The organism is Gordonia sp. YC-XJ4, from assembly GCF_059511865.1.
In genome coordinates, this window is record NZ_CM183447.1 from 3025776 (window position 1) to 3041215 (window position 15440).

The 15440-nt window shown below is 65.9% G+C and carries 17 protein-coding genes; 4 read left to right on the top strand and 13 right to left on the bottom strand.

Features of this window, described 5'->3' with window-relative positions:
• Positions 1-26 precede the first annotated feature (26 nt).
• Positions 27-1742, bottom strand: a complete 1716-nt coding sequence (ilvD, locus tag AC5ZH6_RS13240) for a dihydroxy-acid dehydratase (RefSeq protein WP_265076466.1) — start codon at positions 1740-1742, stop codon at positions 27-29.
• A 117-nt stretch (positions 1743-1859) separates the two neighbouring features.
• On the opposite strand from ilvD, the gene AC5ZH6_RS13245 reads away from it, so the two are divergent.
• Positions 1860-2402 carry a hypothetical protein gene (locus AC5ZH6_RS13245; RefSeq protein WP_006372984.1) on the top strand — a complete coding sequence of 181 codons (543 nt, stop codon included), beginning with the start codon at positions 1860-1862 and terminating at the stop codon, positions 2400-2402.
• A gap of 26 nt (positions 2403-2428) precedes the next feature.
• On the opposite strand, the gene AC5ZH6_RS13250 is transcribed toward AC5ZH6_RS13245, so the two are convergent.
• Together AC5ZH6_RS13250 and AC5ZH6_RS13255 are read right to left on the bottom strand one after the other, a co-directional pair.
• A complete protein-coding gene (locus AC5ZH6_RS13250; protein WP_020171273.1) occupies positions 2429-2893 on the bottom strand; it encodes an SRPBCC family protein in 465 nt (154 codons plus the stop codon).
• Positions 2894-2961: 68 nt separating this feature from the next.
• On the bottom strand, positions 2962-3321 hold the full coding sequence (locus tag AC5ZH6_RS13255) for a hypothetical protein (RefSeq protein ID WP_079929753.1): 360 nt from the start codon (positions 3319-3321) through the stop codon (positions 2962-2964).
• Positions 3322-3470: 149 nt separating this feature from the next.
• Here AC5ZH6_RS13255 and AC5ZH6_RS13260 point away from each other — a divergent pair, with 149 nt between their 5' ends.
• Positions 3471-4925: an MFS transporter gene (locus AC5ZH6_RS13260; RefSeq protein ID WP_496169136.1), complete on the top strand. Its 1455-nt coding sequence runs from the start codon at positions 3471-3473 to the stop codon at positions 4923-4925.
• A 59-nt stretch (positions 4926-4984) separates the two neighbouring features.
• Here AC5ZH6_RS13260 and AC5ZH6_RS13265 read toward each other — a convergent pair whose 3' ends face one another.
• The 7 genes from AC5ZH6_RS13265 to AC5ZH6_RS13295 form a co-directional block, all read right to left on the bottom strand.
• Entirely contained in the window at positions 4985-7381 is a 2397-nt protein-coding gene (locus tag AC5ZH6_RS13265) for a lysylphosphatidylglycerol synthase domain-containing protein (protein WP_496169138.1), read from the bottom strand.
• A gap of 154 nt (positions 7382-7535) precedes the next feature.
• Positions 7536-8156 (bottom strand): dihydrofolate reductase family protein, encoded by a 621-nt coding sequence (locus AC5ZH6_RS13270; RefSeq protein WP_496169139.1) that lies wholly within the window; start codon positions 8154-8156, stop codon positions 7536-7538.
• A gap of 83 nt (positions 8157-8239) precedes the next feature.
• Complete coding sequence (locus tag AC5ZH6_RS13275) at positions 8240-8701, bottom strand: SRPBCC domain-containing protein (RefSeq protein ID WP_496169141.1); 462 nt, start codon at positions 8699-8701, stop codon at positions 8240-8242.
• 7 nt (positions 8702-8708) lie between these two features.
• Positions 8709-9356, bottom strand: a complete 648-nt coding sequence (locus AC5ZH6_RS13280) for a dihydrofolate reductase family protein (protein WP_496169143.1) — start codon at positions 9354-9356, stop codon at positions 8709-8711.
• A 1-nt stretch (position 9357) separates the two neighbouring features.
• On the bottom strand, positions 9358-9696 hold the full coding sequence (locus AC5ZH6_RS13285) for an ArsR/SmtB family transcription factor (RefSeq protein ID WP_020171268.1): 339 nt from the start codon (positions 9694-9696) through the stop codon (positions 9358-9360).
• A gap of 55 nt (positions 9697-9751) precedes the next feature.
• On the bottom strand, positions 9752-10195 hold the full coding sequence (locus AC5ZH6_RS13290) for a hypothetical protein (protein ID WP_496169145.1): 444 nt from the start codon (positions 10193-10195) through the stop codon (positions 9752-9754).
• Between the two features lie 133 nt (positions 10196-10328).
• The gene (locus tag AC5ZH6_RS13295) at positions 10329-11567 is read right to left on the bottom strand and encodes an ISL3 family transposase (protein WP_440939899.1); all 1239 of its coding nucleotides are present in this window, start codon (positions 11565-11567) and stop codon (positions 10329-10331) included.
• Between the two features lie 111 nt (positions 11568-11678).
• On the opposite strand from AC5ZH6_RS13295, the gene AC5ZH6_RS13300 reads away from it, so the two are divergent.
• On the top strand, positions 11679-12449 hold the full coding sequence (locus AC5ZH6_RS13300) for a DUF6319 family protein (RefSeq protein WP_288337167.1): 771 nt from the start codon (positions 11679-11681) through the stop codon (positions 12447-12449).
• Between the two features lie 6 nt (positions 12450-12455).
• On the opposite strand, the gene AC5ZH6_RS13305 is transcribed toward AC5ZH6_RS13300, so the two are convergent.
• The gene (locus AC5ZH6_RS13305; RefSeq protein WP_288337168.1) at positions 12456-12995 is read right to left on the bottom strand and encodes a tetratricopeptide repeat protein; all 540 of its coding nucleotides are present in this window, start codon (positions 12993-12995) and stop codon (positions 12456-12458) included.
• A 12-nt stretch (positions 12996-13007) separates the two neighbouring features.
• The gene (locus AC5ZH6_RS13310; protein WP_496169148.1) at positions 13008-13838 is read right to left on the bottom strand and encodes an SDR family NAD(P)-dependent oxidoreductase; all 831 of its coding nucleotides are present in this window, start codon (positions 13836-13838) and stop codon (positions 13008-13010) included.
• 163 nt (positions 13839-14001) lie between these two features.
• On the opposite strand from AC5ZH6_RS13310, the gene AC5ZH6_RS13315 reads away from it, so the two are divergent.
• The gene (locus AC5ZH6_RS13315) at positions 14002-14499 is read left to right on the top strand and encodes a hypothetical protein (protein WP_288438254.1); all 498 of its coding nucleotides are present in this window, start codon (positions 14002-14004) and stop codon (positions 14497-14499) included.
• 61 nt (positions 14500-14560) lie between these two features.
• Here AC5ZH6_RS13315 and AC5ZH6_RS13320 read toward each other — a convergent pair whose 3' ends face one another.
• Entirely contained in the window at positions 14561-15424 is an 864-nt protein-coding gene (locus AC5ZH6_RS13320; protein ID WP_288337171.1) for an acyl-CoA thioesterase, read from the bottom strand.
• Positions 15425-15440: the final 16 nt, after the last annotated feature.

The following is a 15440-nucleotide window of genomic DNA, read 5'->3' on the forward strand; positions in this document are numbered from 1 at the left end:
CCGGTATCCGCGATGTCGGTACGCGCTCATTCACAGATCGCGCCTCGTGACGCCGAGGTGACCAGCTTGGCGTACTTGGCGAGGACGCCGCGGGTGTACCGCGGCGGCAATGGGCTGAATGTTTCTGCGCGCGCCGCCAATTCGTCGGCGTCGACGAGCAGGTCGAGAGTACCCGACCCGACGTCGAGGCGGATCCGGTCCCCGTCGCGCACCAGGGCGATCGGTCCGCCGTCGACGGCCTCGGGAGCCACGTGCCCGACGCAGAGTCCGGTCGTGCCCCCGGAGAAGCGGCCATCGGTCATCAGCAGCACGTCCTTGCCGAGGCCGGCGCCCTTGATCGCGCCGGTGATGGCCAACATCTCGCGCATACCCGGCCCACCCTTGGGGCCCTCGTAGCGGATGACGACGACGTCGCCCGCGGTGATGGTGCCGTCCTCGAGGGCATCCATCGCCGCGCGCTCCCGATCGAAGACGCGTGCCACCCCCTCGAACACGTCGGAATCGAATCCTGCGGATTTCACCACCGCCCCGCCCGGCGCCAGGGATCCGTTGAGGATGGTGATCCCGCCCGTGGGATGGATCGGAGAATCCAGGGCGCGCAACACCTTTCCGTCCGGATCCGGCGGTGCGATGTGGGCGAGGTTCTCGGCCATGGTGGCCCCGGTGACGGTGAGACAGTCGCCGTGCATCAATCCGGCGTCGAGGAGTGCCTTCATCACGACCGGGAGGCCGCCGATGCGGTCCACGTCGGTCATGACGTGGCGGCCAAACGGCTTGACGTCGGCGAGATGCGGTACGCGCGAACCGATCCGGGCGAAATCGTCGAGAGCGAGTTCGACGTCGGCCTCGTGTGCGATCGCGAGCAGATGCAGGACGGCGTTGGTCGATCCGCCCAAAGCCATCACCACGGCGATCGCGTTCTCGAATGCCTCGCGGGTCATGACGTCGCGCGCGGTGATGCCGCGGCGCAGGAGTTCGACGACCGCGACTCCGCTCTTGCGCGCGAACTCGTCTCGCCGACGATCCGGTGCCGGTGGGGCAGCGCTGCCCGGCAGCGACATCCCGAGGGCTTCGGCGACCGCGGCCATCGTGTTGGCGGTGTACATCCCGCCGCAGGCGCCCTCGCCAGGGCAGATGGCACGTTCGATGGTGTCGACGTCGGCGCGACTCATCAGGCCGCGCGCACACGCGCCGACCGCTTCGAAGGCGTCGATGATCGTCACCTGATGTTCGGAGCCGTCGGCCAGTGTCGCGTAGCCGGGCAGGGTCGAACCGGCGTAGAGGAAGACGTTGGCGAGGTCGAGTCGCGCTGCTGCCATCAGCATGCCGGGCAGCGACTTGTCGCAGCCGGCAAGCAGCACCGAGCCGTCGAGGCGCTCGGCGCTCATCACCGTCTCCACGCTGTCGGCGATCACCTCACGCGAGACCAGCGAGAAGTGCATGCCCTCGTGGCCCATCGAGATGCCGTCGGAGACCGAGATGGTGCCGAACTGCAGCGGATAGCCACCGGCGGAGAACACGCCCTCCTTCACCGCGGTGGCCAGGCGGTCCAGCGACAGATTGCAGGGGGTGATCTCGTTCCACGAGGAGCCGACCCCGATCTGTGGTTTGACCCAGTCGTCATCGCCCATCCCGACCGCACGCAACATGCCTCGGGCTGCGGTTCTCTCCAAGCCGTCGGTGACGTCGCGGCTGCGGGGCTTGATGTCCACCTCGGGTGTGGACTCGGTCTCGGGACTCATGGTGCCCACCCTAGAACCGTTGGCGTGGCAACGCGGGCCGTTGGTCGACGAGTCCGGGTGTGGTTACGGGATCGCGATTTCAGACCGCCTGGCCACGAGCGGTTTTACGCTGACCGGATGAGCGTGCACACCCACGACACCGCGGTGAGACATCGTGACGACCTGCGCCTCCCGCGGTGGGTGGTCGCGTGGTTCACCGTCACCGCGCTGATCCAGACCTACGACGCCTGCTACGAACTGCTCGGCTCGATCTCACACCGGGGTGGGCCTCTGGCGTGGTTGTGGCCGGGGCACGTCTACTACTCGACCTTCGACCATCGCTATGCCGGGTTCGACGCATTCGGCAGCGCACAGAGCTGGGCCAATCTCCTCGAGGTGATCGCTCTGGTCTGGGTTCTGACACATCGGCGACGATTCTCGGCCGTCGTGGTCGGGCTCGTGGTCAGCGTCGCCACCTTCTGGAAGACCGTGCTCTATTTCCTGGTGGAGATCTGCAGCGGACTCGACATGACCCGACAGTCACTGGAGCGCGGCGATCTCGGCGGCTTCCTGATGGTGGCCGTGTTGCCGAACCTGATCTGGATCGTCGTTCCGGGTGTGGTCATCGTCGTTCTCGGGAGGCAGGTGCTACGAGTAGGTGCTACACCGCCCCACCCGTAGTCGCCGACCGCGTGTCGGAACTGCGTCTAACCGGTGGTCTCGGCGGCCAGCCGGCCCAGGGTGTCCTCGAGTTGATCGGCCGACACGAGCGGGAACTTCACCTGCTGCAACAGGTCTTTGTCGGTGACCTTGGACCAGTCGTAGGTGTGGCGCACTAGCGTGGCGTCGGGACCCTGGGATTCCAACTCCCACACCCATTCCCATCCGGGAGGCTCGGTGCCTGCGGGTGCGGTCTGCCATGCCAGGAGTTTGTCCTTGGCGTACCCGGTGACGTGGTTGTCGGTCTTGTACTCACCACCCATGTGCGGGCCGTCCATGTTCATGGTGAACACGTCGCCGACCTGCTGGATACGGTCGGCGTGCTCGACGCCGCGAATGAATCCAGAGCCGTCGAGTTTCTGATGGCGCTGCGGATTGCTCAGGACGTCGAAGACCGTATCCACCGGTGCGTCGATGACCCGTTCCACTGTGACACTCGTTTGTTCACTCATCACTCCACCGTGCCCAAGGGGCGTCGACTTGGCAACCAGCCATCGGGGGACAGCCGTCGGATCATCGGCTACTGCCCGTAGGTGTGGCGCAGGTTCGCGTTGATCAGGGTGCCGATGCGCTGGCACAGGTGTCGGAACCGCCGGTCGTCGGGTGCAGGCGGCTCCACCAGCAGGGTCCAGCGCAGATCGGTGCCCCCATCGGCGCGCGCCGTGAGGTCGAAGGCGATCCGGGCGTCGGGGCACTTGAGCCACAGCGACGACCAGACGACGCGGGAGGGCCGCTCGGATTCGAGCACCGCCGGCGCGATCTCGTCGTCCTCGAGGTGTAGCCACGGGCGACATGGCTGACGATCGGGGTCGACGAGATCGTCGAAGATCACCCAGGGCGGCGCCGGCTGAGAACGGCGCTTCGAGGCGATGGCATCCACCCGGCGAGCGTAGGTGACCAGCAGTGACCCATGCACGCGTCTTGCACGACAGTGTGCGACAGCAGGTGACAGGTCACGACAGAGCCACGACAGAACCGCTACCTAGCGTTGTCGGTAATCGAACCCCGGCTGTCCGCTAGGAGGACCTCATGACCAGCGTCACCACCGCGCCGACGACCACGTCGCGCACCTACACCTCGCTTGGAGCGGCATGGATACCGCTCGCCGCACTCTGTCTCGCGTTCTTCGTCGAGATGGTCGACAACACTCTGTTGTCGATCGCCCTGCCCACCATCGGCCGCGACCTCGGCAGCGACACCGTCGCGCTGCAATGGGTCACCGGCGCCTACTCGCTGACCTTCGGCGGCCTGCTGTTGACCGCGGGCTCCATCGCCGACAGATTCGGCCGACGGCGGGTGTTGCTCATCGGCCTCACCGTCTTCGGGCTGCTGAGCCTGCTCGTCGTGTTCGTCTCCACGACAGGCGAACTCATCGCCTTACGCGCCGCGCTCGGTATCGCCGCCGCCGCGATGGCACCGATCACCAATTCGCTCGTGTTCCGCCTCTTCGACGACGAGACCCTGCGGATGCGTGCGATGACCGTCATGATCGTGGTCGGCATGGCCGGGTTCGTCCTCGGTCCGGTCCTCGGCGGCACCGCCCTGGCGTACGTCCGCTGGGAATGGCTGCTCGTCGTCAATGCACCGATCGCGCTGATCGCCGGCATCGGTGTCCGGCTCGGCGTCGCTGCCGACCGCTCCGACGGTCTGACGAAGGATCGACTCGACCTGCCGGGCGCTCTGTTGAGCATCGTCACGATCGGCCTCGCATGCTGGTCGTTGACCAGCGGCGTCGAGCACGGTTGGGTGTCGTGGCCCACCATCGCCTCCATCGTCGGCGCAGTGCTCGCCGCAGCGGCCTTCATCTGGCACGAACTTCGTTCGGCCGCTCCGATGCTCGACGTCCGGCTGTTCAAGGTCGGGACGATCCGCGGTGCCACCATCGCCCAGATCGGCACGTCGATCGCGATGGCCAGCGTGATGTTCGGACTGATCCTGCACTTCCAGTACGCCTACGGCTGGAGTCCGGTCAAGGCCGGTCTGGCCAACCTGCCGATCATCGTCACGATGCTCGTCGCGACGCCGATCTCGGAGTGGTTGGCCGGCCGGTTCGGCCACCGCATCGCCTGCCTCGTCGGCGCAGCCTGCCTGGCCGGATCGCTCGGCGGCCTGGCATGGGGTGTCGAGCACGGCTACCTCGTCATCGCGCTCTCGATGGTCGTGATGACCATCGGCCTGCGCACGGTGATGACCATCTGTGCCATCGCCCTCGTCGAGGCGATGCCGGCCAACCGCACGTCCATCGGCACCGCGCTCAACGACACCGCCCAGGAGGTCGGCACGAGCCTGGGGACCGCCGTCATCGGCACCATCATCGCCGCGGTGGTCACCACTCAGCTCCCGGCCGGCACCTGGGGCGCCGACCTCGTCGAGTCGTTCTTCCACGGAGAGCGGCTGACCTACGGCATCCTCGCGGTCGTCGTCGGGGTCGTCACCGCGGTCGGCGCGATGGCGCTGACCAACTCACGTAGCACGCAGGAGTGATGGCTCGACGCTTCGAGGGCACCGCATGCCCGGCCCTCCAGGCCGGGCATGCGGCGTTTTCAGATCATGTTCTTGCGGGTCATCCAGTGCATCACCGGCCACCCGATGAAGACCGGTAACCAACAGGTCAGGACCCGATAGAGCAGCACCGCGGGTACCGCCACCGCCGAAGGAAGGCCGAAGGCGGCCAGTCCACCGATCAGCGCGGCCTCGACGGCGCCGACACCGCCGGGCGTCGGGGCGGCCGATGCCAGGGTTCCGCCGATCATCGTCACCACGGTGACGGTGACGAACGAGGTCTGCCCACCAAAGGCGTACACGCTGGCCCACAGTGCCAGCGCTCCGCCGAGAGTCGTTGTGGCACAACCCAAGACGATGGTGCCGAGCCGCTTGGGCTCACGTGCCACGTCGAGGATGTCGGTCAGCAACTCGATCACCTTGGGCCGCAACGACGTTCCCAGCCAATGCCGAAGCTTCGGAACGAGGAGGAACACACCGACGACGCCGAGTAGAGCGCCGGCGACCAGGTAGAGCACCGTCGTGGAGGGAACGAAATGTTCGAGGTTGGTCGATGTTCCGGCCAGCGTGGTGAATACGATCAAGAGCGCTACATGGACGATCACCTGCACACTCTGTTGCAGGGCGACCGCCGTGGTCGCGCGGACTCCGCCGAGACCGCCCTTCTGCAGGAACCGGGTACTCAGGGCGAGTCCACCCACTCCCGCCGGGGTGGTGGTGGCGGCAAAGGTGTTGCCGAACTGCATGATCACCAGGTTGCGGAAGCTGACCACACCGTCGGCGCACGCCCACAACGCCGCGGCCGCGCCGACATAGGTGAGCATCGACACGACCAAACCCATCAGCGCCCACCACCAGTCGAGGCTGCGCAGTTCACCGAAGAACGTCGGGACGGTGCTGATGAACGGGTAGGCCACGTACACGAGGGCGACGAGTAGTACGAGTTGGATGACCTGGCTGCGGGTGAACCGGGTGATCGGGGCGGCCTGGATCTCACCGCCGGTTTGCGAGACGATCTCCTCCCGCGCCTGCGACAGCGTGGATTTCGCGTCGACGAGACCATCCCGGATGCGGGAGGGCAGAGCGGTTTTGGTGAGACGGCGGGAGGCGACAAGGACCCGGTCCTCACCGAGCACATCGATGGCCGCGGTGACCGCGGCCTCGGCGCCGTACAACTCGGTGGTGCTCGCGAGCATCTGGGCGATGTCGGACTCCATCCGATTCTCGTTGGCGCCGTACTCGGCGTGGGTGAACCCACCGAACAGGACGGTCCCGTCGAGAACGGTGATCCGACTTGCCCGGAGATCACCGTGCGCGATGCCGTGTGAATGCAGTTCCTGCAGGGCCTCCCACAGCGCCCGCGGTGTGGTCTGGGTGATCGCGGCGTCCAGGTCGCAGCCGCGACGCGTGCGGTGGGCATACATCGTCCATCCCCGGTCGAGGGAAGCGACGGCGAGGGGCGCGGAGTCGGCGAGCCCGACATCGCCGACGGCGATCGCCATCAGCCCGCGATGCTCGACCATCCGGCTGACCGACAGCTGCAGCGGTCCGGTCTCCTGGGTTCGCAGTCGGATCTTGCGGACGAATTGCCGGAGCAGTCCGGCACTGTGCTGATTGGGGCCGTAGAGGTCGATGACCAGGTGACCGCAGTCGTCCGAGTCCGACGTCGACTCGTCCGACGTCGACTCCGCCTCCAGCCCGAGAGGCCCGGTACCGGCCGGGGTGACGATCGACAACGCGGTCACCTCGATTCCCCGTTGCCCCAGCACCCGGACCGCGCTCTCGAGCGGCACCACCAGAGCCGGCGTGCCCACCACCCAGACGACGAGCGACCCGACCAACCAGCCGGTCGACAACCCGAAGACCGCTCCGGCCGGAACCACGGAGCTGACCACGAGATGGATCGGGATGAAGGCCAACAACAGCGTCCACCACCAGCGCCGCCAGCGGGCGGGCAACCACGGCCCCGACACGGTCAACACCGCGGCGAGCATCGCGATCCACCGCGGATCGTCGAGGAATTGCGAGACAAGCGAATTGAATCGTTGGTGTCGGTCGAAGTGCCAGTTGGGTGCGCTGACACCGTTCTCGCTGATGGACAACGACAGGAAAGTGATCGCCGCTGCGGCGCCGTAGGCCCACAACATGCGCCACTGACGGGCGGCGAGTAGTTCCAGCAGGATCACGAACGGTAACGCGAGGATCGCCAGACCGTAGGCGAGGTAGACGAGATCGGCCTGGGTGGGGGACAGGACCCCGATGATGCGGGAGATGGACTGCTCGAGATCGACCCAGTTGTTGCGGGTGATCAGGGAGCCGACCACGACCACCACGAGCATCAGCGTCGCGGCCACCACCCGCAGGATGTCGGTGGTGCGACGCCACAGCGGTTGCAGCAGGCTCCCCGATACGGTGATCTGCCGACCGTCGACGTCCATCTGCCCCGAATCTCCGCTGACTATGTGCCGCCCCGTGCGCCGGTACGCGCCGGAGCCGTCGAGCTTCCCATAAACATAGTCGGCGCCGGAGCGTCCGAGGGTCGCGGCGGTCCGGTGTGGTGGGGCAGGACCGCGACAGCCGGCAACGCGGTCCTCACGACTGGGCGTCGATGTCACCGACCCCCGGCGTCCCGTCGGCTCGCGCGTACTGCAGGTAAACCGTTCCGCCGGGCGAGGCCATCGGCGGCTCGAGAAGAGTCAGAACGGTGGGCAGTGTGCCCTGATCGAACACCTTCTTGCCCACGCCCAGCACGATCGGGTGCACCCACAGATCGAGTCGATCGAACAGCTTCTCCCGCACGAGTGTCTGTACCAGATTCAGGCTGCCGACCACGGTCACGTGCTCGTGCAGGTCCCGGAGTTCACCGACGGCGGACACCAGGTCTGGTCCGAGAAGTTGTGAGCCCGACCATGTCAGCTCCGGATCACCGGTTGACGCAACATACTTGGGAATGCTGTTGAAGAGCTTGGCGAACGGCGACGACTGGGGATCCTGATTCGGCCAGTACCCGGCGAAGATGTCATACGTCCGACGACCGAGGAGTAGAGCATCGGTGTGCTCGTAGGCGGCGACGACCTGCGCTCCGCTGACCTCGTTGAGCAGCGGTACCTGCCACCCGCCGTACGGGAAGCCGTCGGGATCCTCGTCCGGGCCGCCGGGTGATTGGCCGACGAGATCCAGCGTGGAGAACAGTTCGATCTGAATGATGCCCATGGCAGACCTCCGGGAGAGTGTGGCGAGCAGTGTCGGAGATATCGACACGCCGGCCGTGTAGAACTCATCGCCCCGGAACGGTCTCAGCCGAGATAAGCACCCAGCGCATCGAGCAGGCCCCGCGTGCCCTTCTCCCGGTTGGGGCCGGCGGCCCAGAACCGGTCGAAGAACACCCCGTGCTCGGCGTGGGTGAATCGGGTTCCCCCATCCATCGATTCGAACTCCAGCGACGCCACCGACGTGGACATGTGCGTGCCGTCGATCCACATGTCGTAGGTCGTGACGATGCGGTTGTGCTCGACGATGTCGGTATAGGTGGCCACATACCGCGAGACCGGGCCGTCGTGGAATCTGCCTTCGGCGACGTCACGACCACCGACCCGGAAGTCGAAGGCCCACTCGATGGGATCCACCGAGTCGCCCCCGCCCCACCAGGAGAGCTTCTCCTGTTCATCGGCAAAGGCGTCCCAGACGCGGTGCACCGGCGCGGGATAGTCGCGGGTCAGGGTGAATTCGGCGCGCGCGAGTCGACGTTCGATGCTCATCTGTGTCCTATCGGGTGAAGGTGACGTGGATGGTGCCGCTCTCGGCGACCTCGGTGGTCACCTTGTGGGTGCGGTCGAGGGCGGGCAGATCGTCCCACAGCCGCATTCCTCGGCCGAGGACGATCGGGGCGACCATGAGGTGCAGATGGTCGACGAGTCCCGCGCGCAGGAACTCGCGGGCGGTGCGCACCCCACCACCGACGCGCACGTCGAGTCCAGCAGCCGCGGCCGACGCTTCGGCGAGCACGTCGTCGACTGCGCCGCTGCGGAAATGGAAGGTGGTCCCGCCCTGCATCTCGATCGAGGGACGTGGTGCGGTGTGGCTCAGGACGTAGACGGGCGTACCGAACGGCGGTTCGTCACCCCACCAGCCCTTCCAGTCCGGGTCATTGGGATAGGTATGCAGCCCGAACATCGATGCCCCGATGATCTCGGCGCCGATCCCCTCGAAATGCGCTGCGGCATAGGTCTCGTCGACGCCGCTGGTGCCTGCGCCGCTGGTGTCGCCGAAGACTCGTTCGTGAAAGGTGCGGGTGGCCGCGTAGGACGCGGTGAGCCGCCCCCAGTCCTCGCCCATCGGGTTGTCGGCGGATTCGCCGCCCATGGAGGTGTATCCGTCCAGTGAAACGAACATGTCGATGCGAACGCGGGTCATGTCAGGTCTCCTTGTGAGTCGTGCGGGTCAGATGGATGCCGAGCCGATCGGCCTGGTGTTCTGCAGGGGTGCGCTGCTCGCCGAGCCAGACATGCAACACATCGAGTGAACCGGGGCGCAGGCTGACGGTGCGAACCCGTCCAACCTTGTGCGACACAATGATTCCGGCTTCTTCGAGTACCCGCAGATGTTGCATGAACGACGGCAACGCCATCGGGAACGGTGCCGCGAGTTCGGATACGACGGCCGGCGAGATTGCCAACCGTTCGACGACGGCGCGACGAGTCGGGTCCGCGAGAGCGCGGAGCACCGTGTCGACATCGTCGTGATACTTAGGCACACGCCTAAGTGTTGCCGACTTGCAGGTCGGCGTCAAGGGCGCGTGTCAGTTCGATTCACACGTCCAGCGCCAGCACCGTGAGAAGAAGACCCGACTCGACGCCCTGGTCATAGCTGATCTGCAATAGATGACCGCCCTTCCCGGTGGAGGTGTAAACCTGCTCGCTCCGTTCGAGATTCGGTCGGTTGACCTCCTCGTGAAACGTCCCGTCGTCAACGATGACCAATGTGCGATCCAGTTCTTCGCTGACCTCAGACCTACCCAGCAACGCGTCGCGGGTATCGGCGGATGTGGTGCGCACGACGACCTTGCCTCCCGAATCGGGGAAACCGCCATCCCATTCGCATGCGACGACGTGGTCATCGCGAGACAGACGAAGGCCTAACTTCTCCGCAAAGGGAAGGGACAAGTCGCACGGATCGGGATGAAGTATCCGCACTGCTCCGATCGCCGCCACGGCAACAACGGCGATCGAGACGACGCCCCGCACAGCCACCACGCAACGCCCCTCCGAGCCCGCTCGCGCATGCCGGCATCGTATCGATGCCTCGCATCGCACAGGCTGAACGCGCGGATACGGGTCCGAACACCACCCTGTCGCACACATGTGGCGCTCCTCACGTAAGAGTGGGTCATTTCCGCTGCGGCAGAGCGGGACACGCTCCCCCGCGGGTCAGGGTTGCCATGGCGATCAATGCTTGTGGACTGTGAAAGCCGTAGGACCGCTTGGTTAATGCGCGCAGGTGAGTGTTGGTGGCTTCCACACGACCGTTGGACATGTTGCAGGTGACCGCGTTGTAGATCTGTATCTCGCGTGAGCGGACCGACCGAGCGACCGTCTGCATCTCGCTGATACCGCTGTTCTCGGCGGTACTGAGCCAGCGTTGCAGCTGGCGCCAGGTGTGGCCGAACTTCCTGGTAAGAACTTGGCGGAGCAGCTCTTTGAGCTGATAGGCCCGTGCCAACACATCGTTGGCGGCGTTGATGACACCCTGTCGAGCATGTTCTTGTTCGTCGGTCAGATCCTCTGGATTCTTCAGTAACGCCCAGCGCAGACGCCGCCGATCGTTCTGCGAGAGGCCGTCAATCCCGCTCAGCACTCGCGACCGACACCGGTCGAGGGCTTGAGAAACCCACTGCAGCACATGAAACGGATCCATACACACGTACACGTCGGGTGCTCGTTCGGCCAACACGGTCGCGATAAACTCAGCCCCGTCGGCAGTGACATGCGTGAGCATCCGGGTCCGTCGCGGCCCGAGGTCATCGAAGAACCGGTTCAAGGTGTCCTTGGTGGCACCCTCGCCGGCCCACACCAACCGGCCGGTGTCGTGATCAACCACAACGAGCAGATAGCGCCTACCCTTGCGATAGGCAATCTCATCGATACCGATGCGCCGCAACCCATTCAACCGATCAGTCTCGCCGACGTGATCGGCGACGACACGATCGACGATCCGCGAGACCGTCGCCCACGACACGCGCATCATCTCCTGCACCGAGGTCATCGGACAGTGCGCGGCCAGCCACGCCACCTGATCGTCGAAGGCTCTCGTCATCCGCGCCCCAGCTCGCGCCCACGGTACCGATTCGGTCACCACGCCATGCGTCGGGCACGACACCCGCACGCAGGCCATCTCGACGACGCACCGCCACCCTCCCAGGTCGAGGTGTCGCCACCGGCGATTCGCACTGCGCTGGTCATAACGGGCGCAACGCTTCTCGCAATGCGGACACCGCCCAGCGGACCGTTTGTGCAACTGCAGCGTGACCACGAGGAACTCGCCGTCCTCATCGTCATCGAAACGAACACCGATCACGCGGGATTTCTCCAATCCCACGACCTTCTGCAGTACACTCACAGTGCGCAACGCCGACTCCTCTAGGTATTGATCTTCGCAACTCAAAACCTATGCGAGAGAAGGCGTTGCGCCTAATAGGCGCGCTGTGGATAACCCACTTCAGGGTCAGAAGTGCCACACATGTGCGAGTATGGTTCCGTGAGTTCACGCAAAGGGGACGGTCTGACGTCCGACGACCTGACAGCGCTGTCCGCCGGACTCGCCACGGGTAAGAGGGTCACGGTCTATCTGCGCGACCCCATGCCCTCCCTCAACCTCGACGCCGGGACCTCGGCTCGCGTGGTGTCGATCGAGGGATCGGTCGTGACGGTGCGCCCGAAAGGCGTCGACGATCAGTTGCCCTTCGAGGCGAATGAATTGCAGAGGTCGCAGGCCGCAACGGGGTCCGCATCTCCGGCACAGAAGCGAGCCGCGAGGCCTGCACCTGCGAAGGTTGCTGCACAGCCACCCGTCCCGGCCGCGCCGCCGGTCCCGTCGAAGTCGACAACCCGGAAATCCGAATCCAGGCCCGGGGGAGCAGGCACCGCAGCCCCGACACCGCGAGCCGCGAACACGAGTCCGCAGAGTTCGAGCGCTGCTCCGAAGGCGCCACGGCGAGCGAAGACCACGACAGCCGCCGTGAGCGTCACGCTCACCTCAACCCCCGCAGGAAGCTGGGCCGTCTCGGTGTCGCAGGGCAGCAAGAAAACCGTCAAGGCGACCGAGGTGACCGCCGATCGCGTGGCGCGGGCGATGCGCGAACTCGGCAACGACGCGGCCATCGCAGCCGTCGACGAGGTCATCAGCGCAGCGCGCGAGGCGGCGCAACGCAGGATCGACGAACTCAGTCACGAACTCGAAACCGCGCGTGCGGCATTGGCACATCTCGAGGATCAGGCGTCGGATAGCTGAGCGGTACTATGCGCTGTCGGCGCCGCCGCTGTCGAGATCTCGTAAGTACTGCGCGTTACCTCTGATCGCCGCCTCGTAGCGTGGGATGTCTCCGTCCTTCATCTCGTCCGCCACGAGCTCGAGCACCATCGCGAGGGCGGCTGCGGCCCGGCCGTCGGCATGGACACTGAGGGCGTGGAAGACGCGCAACGCGTGCGATCTCGGAAAGCGTTGGCACGCGTCAGCAAGAACGGCAAGGGACTCGTCAAGCTGCCCGAGGTTGCGCAGGGTGCTTCCGTATTGGAGTAGGCAGCGCGTCAGACGGTCACCGGATAGCCCGGCCGCCAAAGCTTCCCGATACAACGCCTCCGCCCGGACCCCATCGCCGGCCGTGTCGTAGGAGCCCGCCAACTCGTACAAGACGGCAGCGTGTCCGGGATGACGCGCGAGCAAGTCCTCGAAGTACGTGATCGTCGGCTGCATGTTCGCGCGGTCCCGCTGGTCGAATCCGTGGGCAATGGCTGCTTCGAGTTCGTGATCGTCGAGTGCGTCATCGTCGGTATTCACGGTTTCGATCTCCTACTGTTCGGCGGTGAGCCAGGTACGGGTGACTCCCAGGACGCGCTCGCCATCGAGATCGGCCAGCGAGATACCGGCGAAAGTCGTTGCGGCGTCCGAACTCTGCCACCGGAACCGGAAACTCTCGGCCATCGCGGCGTCAGTGATGGCGAGCGCCGCGCTCTGAGCAGTCTGCGCGTTGGCGAACGCACCGGCGGTTCGGCTGAGATAGGCGTCGAGCAGCGGGCCGTAGGCGTCGGCACCTTCGGGACGCTCAGCGTTGGAGACGAAGTCGCTCGCCACGGCGGCGGGTTCGATCACCGCGACATGCACGTTGAAGTTCTCGGCGACCACCGCCAGGGACTGCATGAATCCTTCGACGGCGAACTTGGCGCCGCAATAGGCGTCGGCGAATGGTTGTCCGACGACGCCACCCACACTCGTGACCGTCAGGATGCTGCCGCTGCGGCGTTCCCGCATACCCGGCAGGACGAGCTTCGTGAGATTCACCGGGGCAAGGTAATTCACATCCAGCTGCGCCTGGATGTCCGACATCGACAACTGCTCGGCGGTCGCCACACAGCCCTGCCCCGCGCTGTTGACCAAAACATCGATCGCGCCGTGGTCGCTGATTACCTCGGCGACCAGGCGGGCGGCGGCAGTGTGATCGACCACGTCCAGCGCTCGGATGTCGAGCTCGACGCCGGCGTCGGCCGCAGCGTCACGCAATCGACCGGATCGACCGGTGTCGCGCATGGTGGCGACGACCCGCGCGCCGCGGCGAGCGAGCTCGACCGCCGCGTACATGCCCATGCCGGAGGAGGTGCCGGTGATGAGTGCTACTTGTGTCATGCCCACACCGTAATCGTGGCGGTGTCGGGTCCGGATGGCATTGCGTCGGCCGCAGCGTTGCACGGCGATGATGTCTCGTCCGCGTTGGTTGTCGGCGGTGGCGACTAGTGTCTGCGGCGAGCACGCCCAACAATTCCGTCGGCCGACCAGGAGGAAACAGTCAATGGCCAGTGGTTACCGATCCTCAGCCGACTGGACTGCGGTGGCACGAGTCATCGCCGAGGCCACCGACCGGGGGATCGGCGCGGCACGCACTCATGAGCTCGAAGAATTACGCAACGCTGTCGAGGAACTCGCGATCCACGCCGACGCCGCCCGCGACGTACACGGCCATTTGGTGCGCGAGCTGCTGGAAACCTCCTACCAGGACGGGCTCGACGGCGACGATGTCGCCGAAGTCCTCAACCGCACCGTAAGTGCCGCCGGACGCTGGAACGCCCAGGTGGACCCCACCGCCATTGCGGTGGTGCTCACCGGCGCGCTCGGGGTGGCAGAGCGGCCCGAGGACGGAACGACGTCGGTGCCCACACCGAACGACGTCGTCGTCGCGGCACTCCTGGTGGCCGCCGATCTGGCGTCGGCGGCCGCTGTCGATCACGGTCCGTATGTGACTCGTGCCGTTGAGGAGATACGCCGCGCGCAGACAGTCGAGATGCCCTGAGCGGCTCGGTGGCACGAGGTGGCCGACGCGCAACAACCATTGGTGGACACCGCGGCGGTACTCACCGGGCAGGCCAGCCGAGGACCCGCCGACTCTGCCGTGCCGTGGCCAGCAACCGTCCCGACTCATCTCGCAAGGTCGTGTCATCGACCGACCACCCTCCCGACGTCGACACATTCCGCGTGTGGACGAGGACGGGCGCGGGCGACGGGTCGTCGAGCGCGGCGGCCGCGTGCATCGAGAACGCCACAGTCGGGACGGCCAGGGGAGCCGACAGCGTCGGAAAGACCCCGGGCGGAAGGCAATCGGCGAGAAGCGCGAGATAAGCGAAATCCATCGACATCGGTGTTCTCGTCGAGATCCACGCCCGCATCCAGGCATCCTCCGAACCGGTCAGCGGGAGCGCGCCGTCGGTGGGACGTAGGTCGAGATGTCCACCCATCGGAACGATCTCGGGCGGGATCATGAATGGTTCGCAGTCCTCGGGACGTGCGACGACATCCGCCGACACATCCACGATGTCCTGTGGGGACGCCGACCCCACCCGGCCCAGGGTCACCGTGGCGGCCGCGACATCGTGGTCGCCCTGGGTGATGCCGACATCGACGATGCGCGTGCTGCCGCCGATCTTCTTCTCATGGGGAGTCAGGACGAGTTCACCGTCGGCAGGTCGTCCAACGAATCGGAGGTCGAGCGCTCGCACCGATCGATCCGGTACGGCCGCCGCTGCCACGTGGACAGCCAGAGCCGCGATCACCCCGCCATGCGGACCGGACCAGCCCCACCATGAGCGATCGATGTCGGCCGACCATGTGCCCTCACCAATCGGCTTGGCCGAGAACTCATCGACCAGCGCCTGCCTACCGAGTTGTTTCACGCAACCGAGGAAATCATAGTGCGTTGCTTCACGCAACTCAGTCGGCATTCGGCCTCAGACCTCC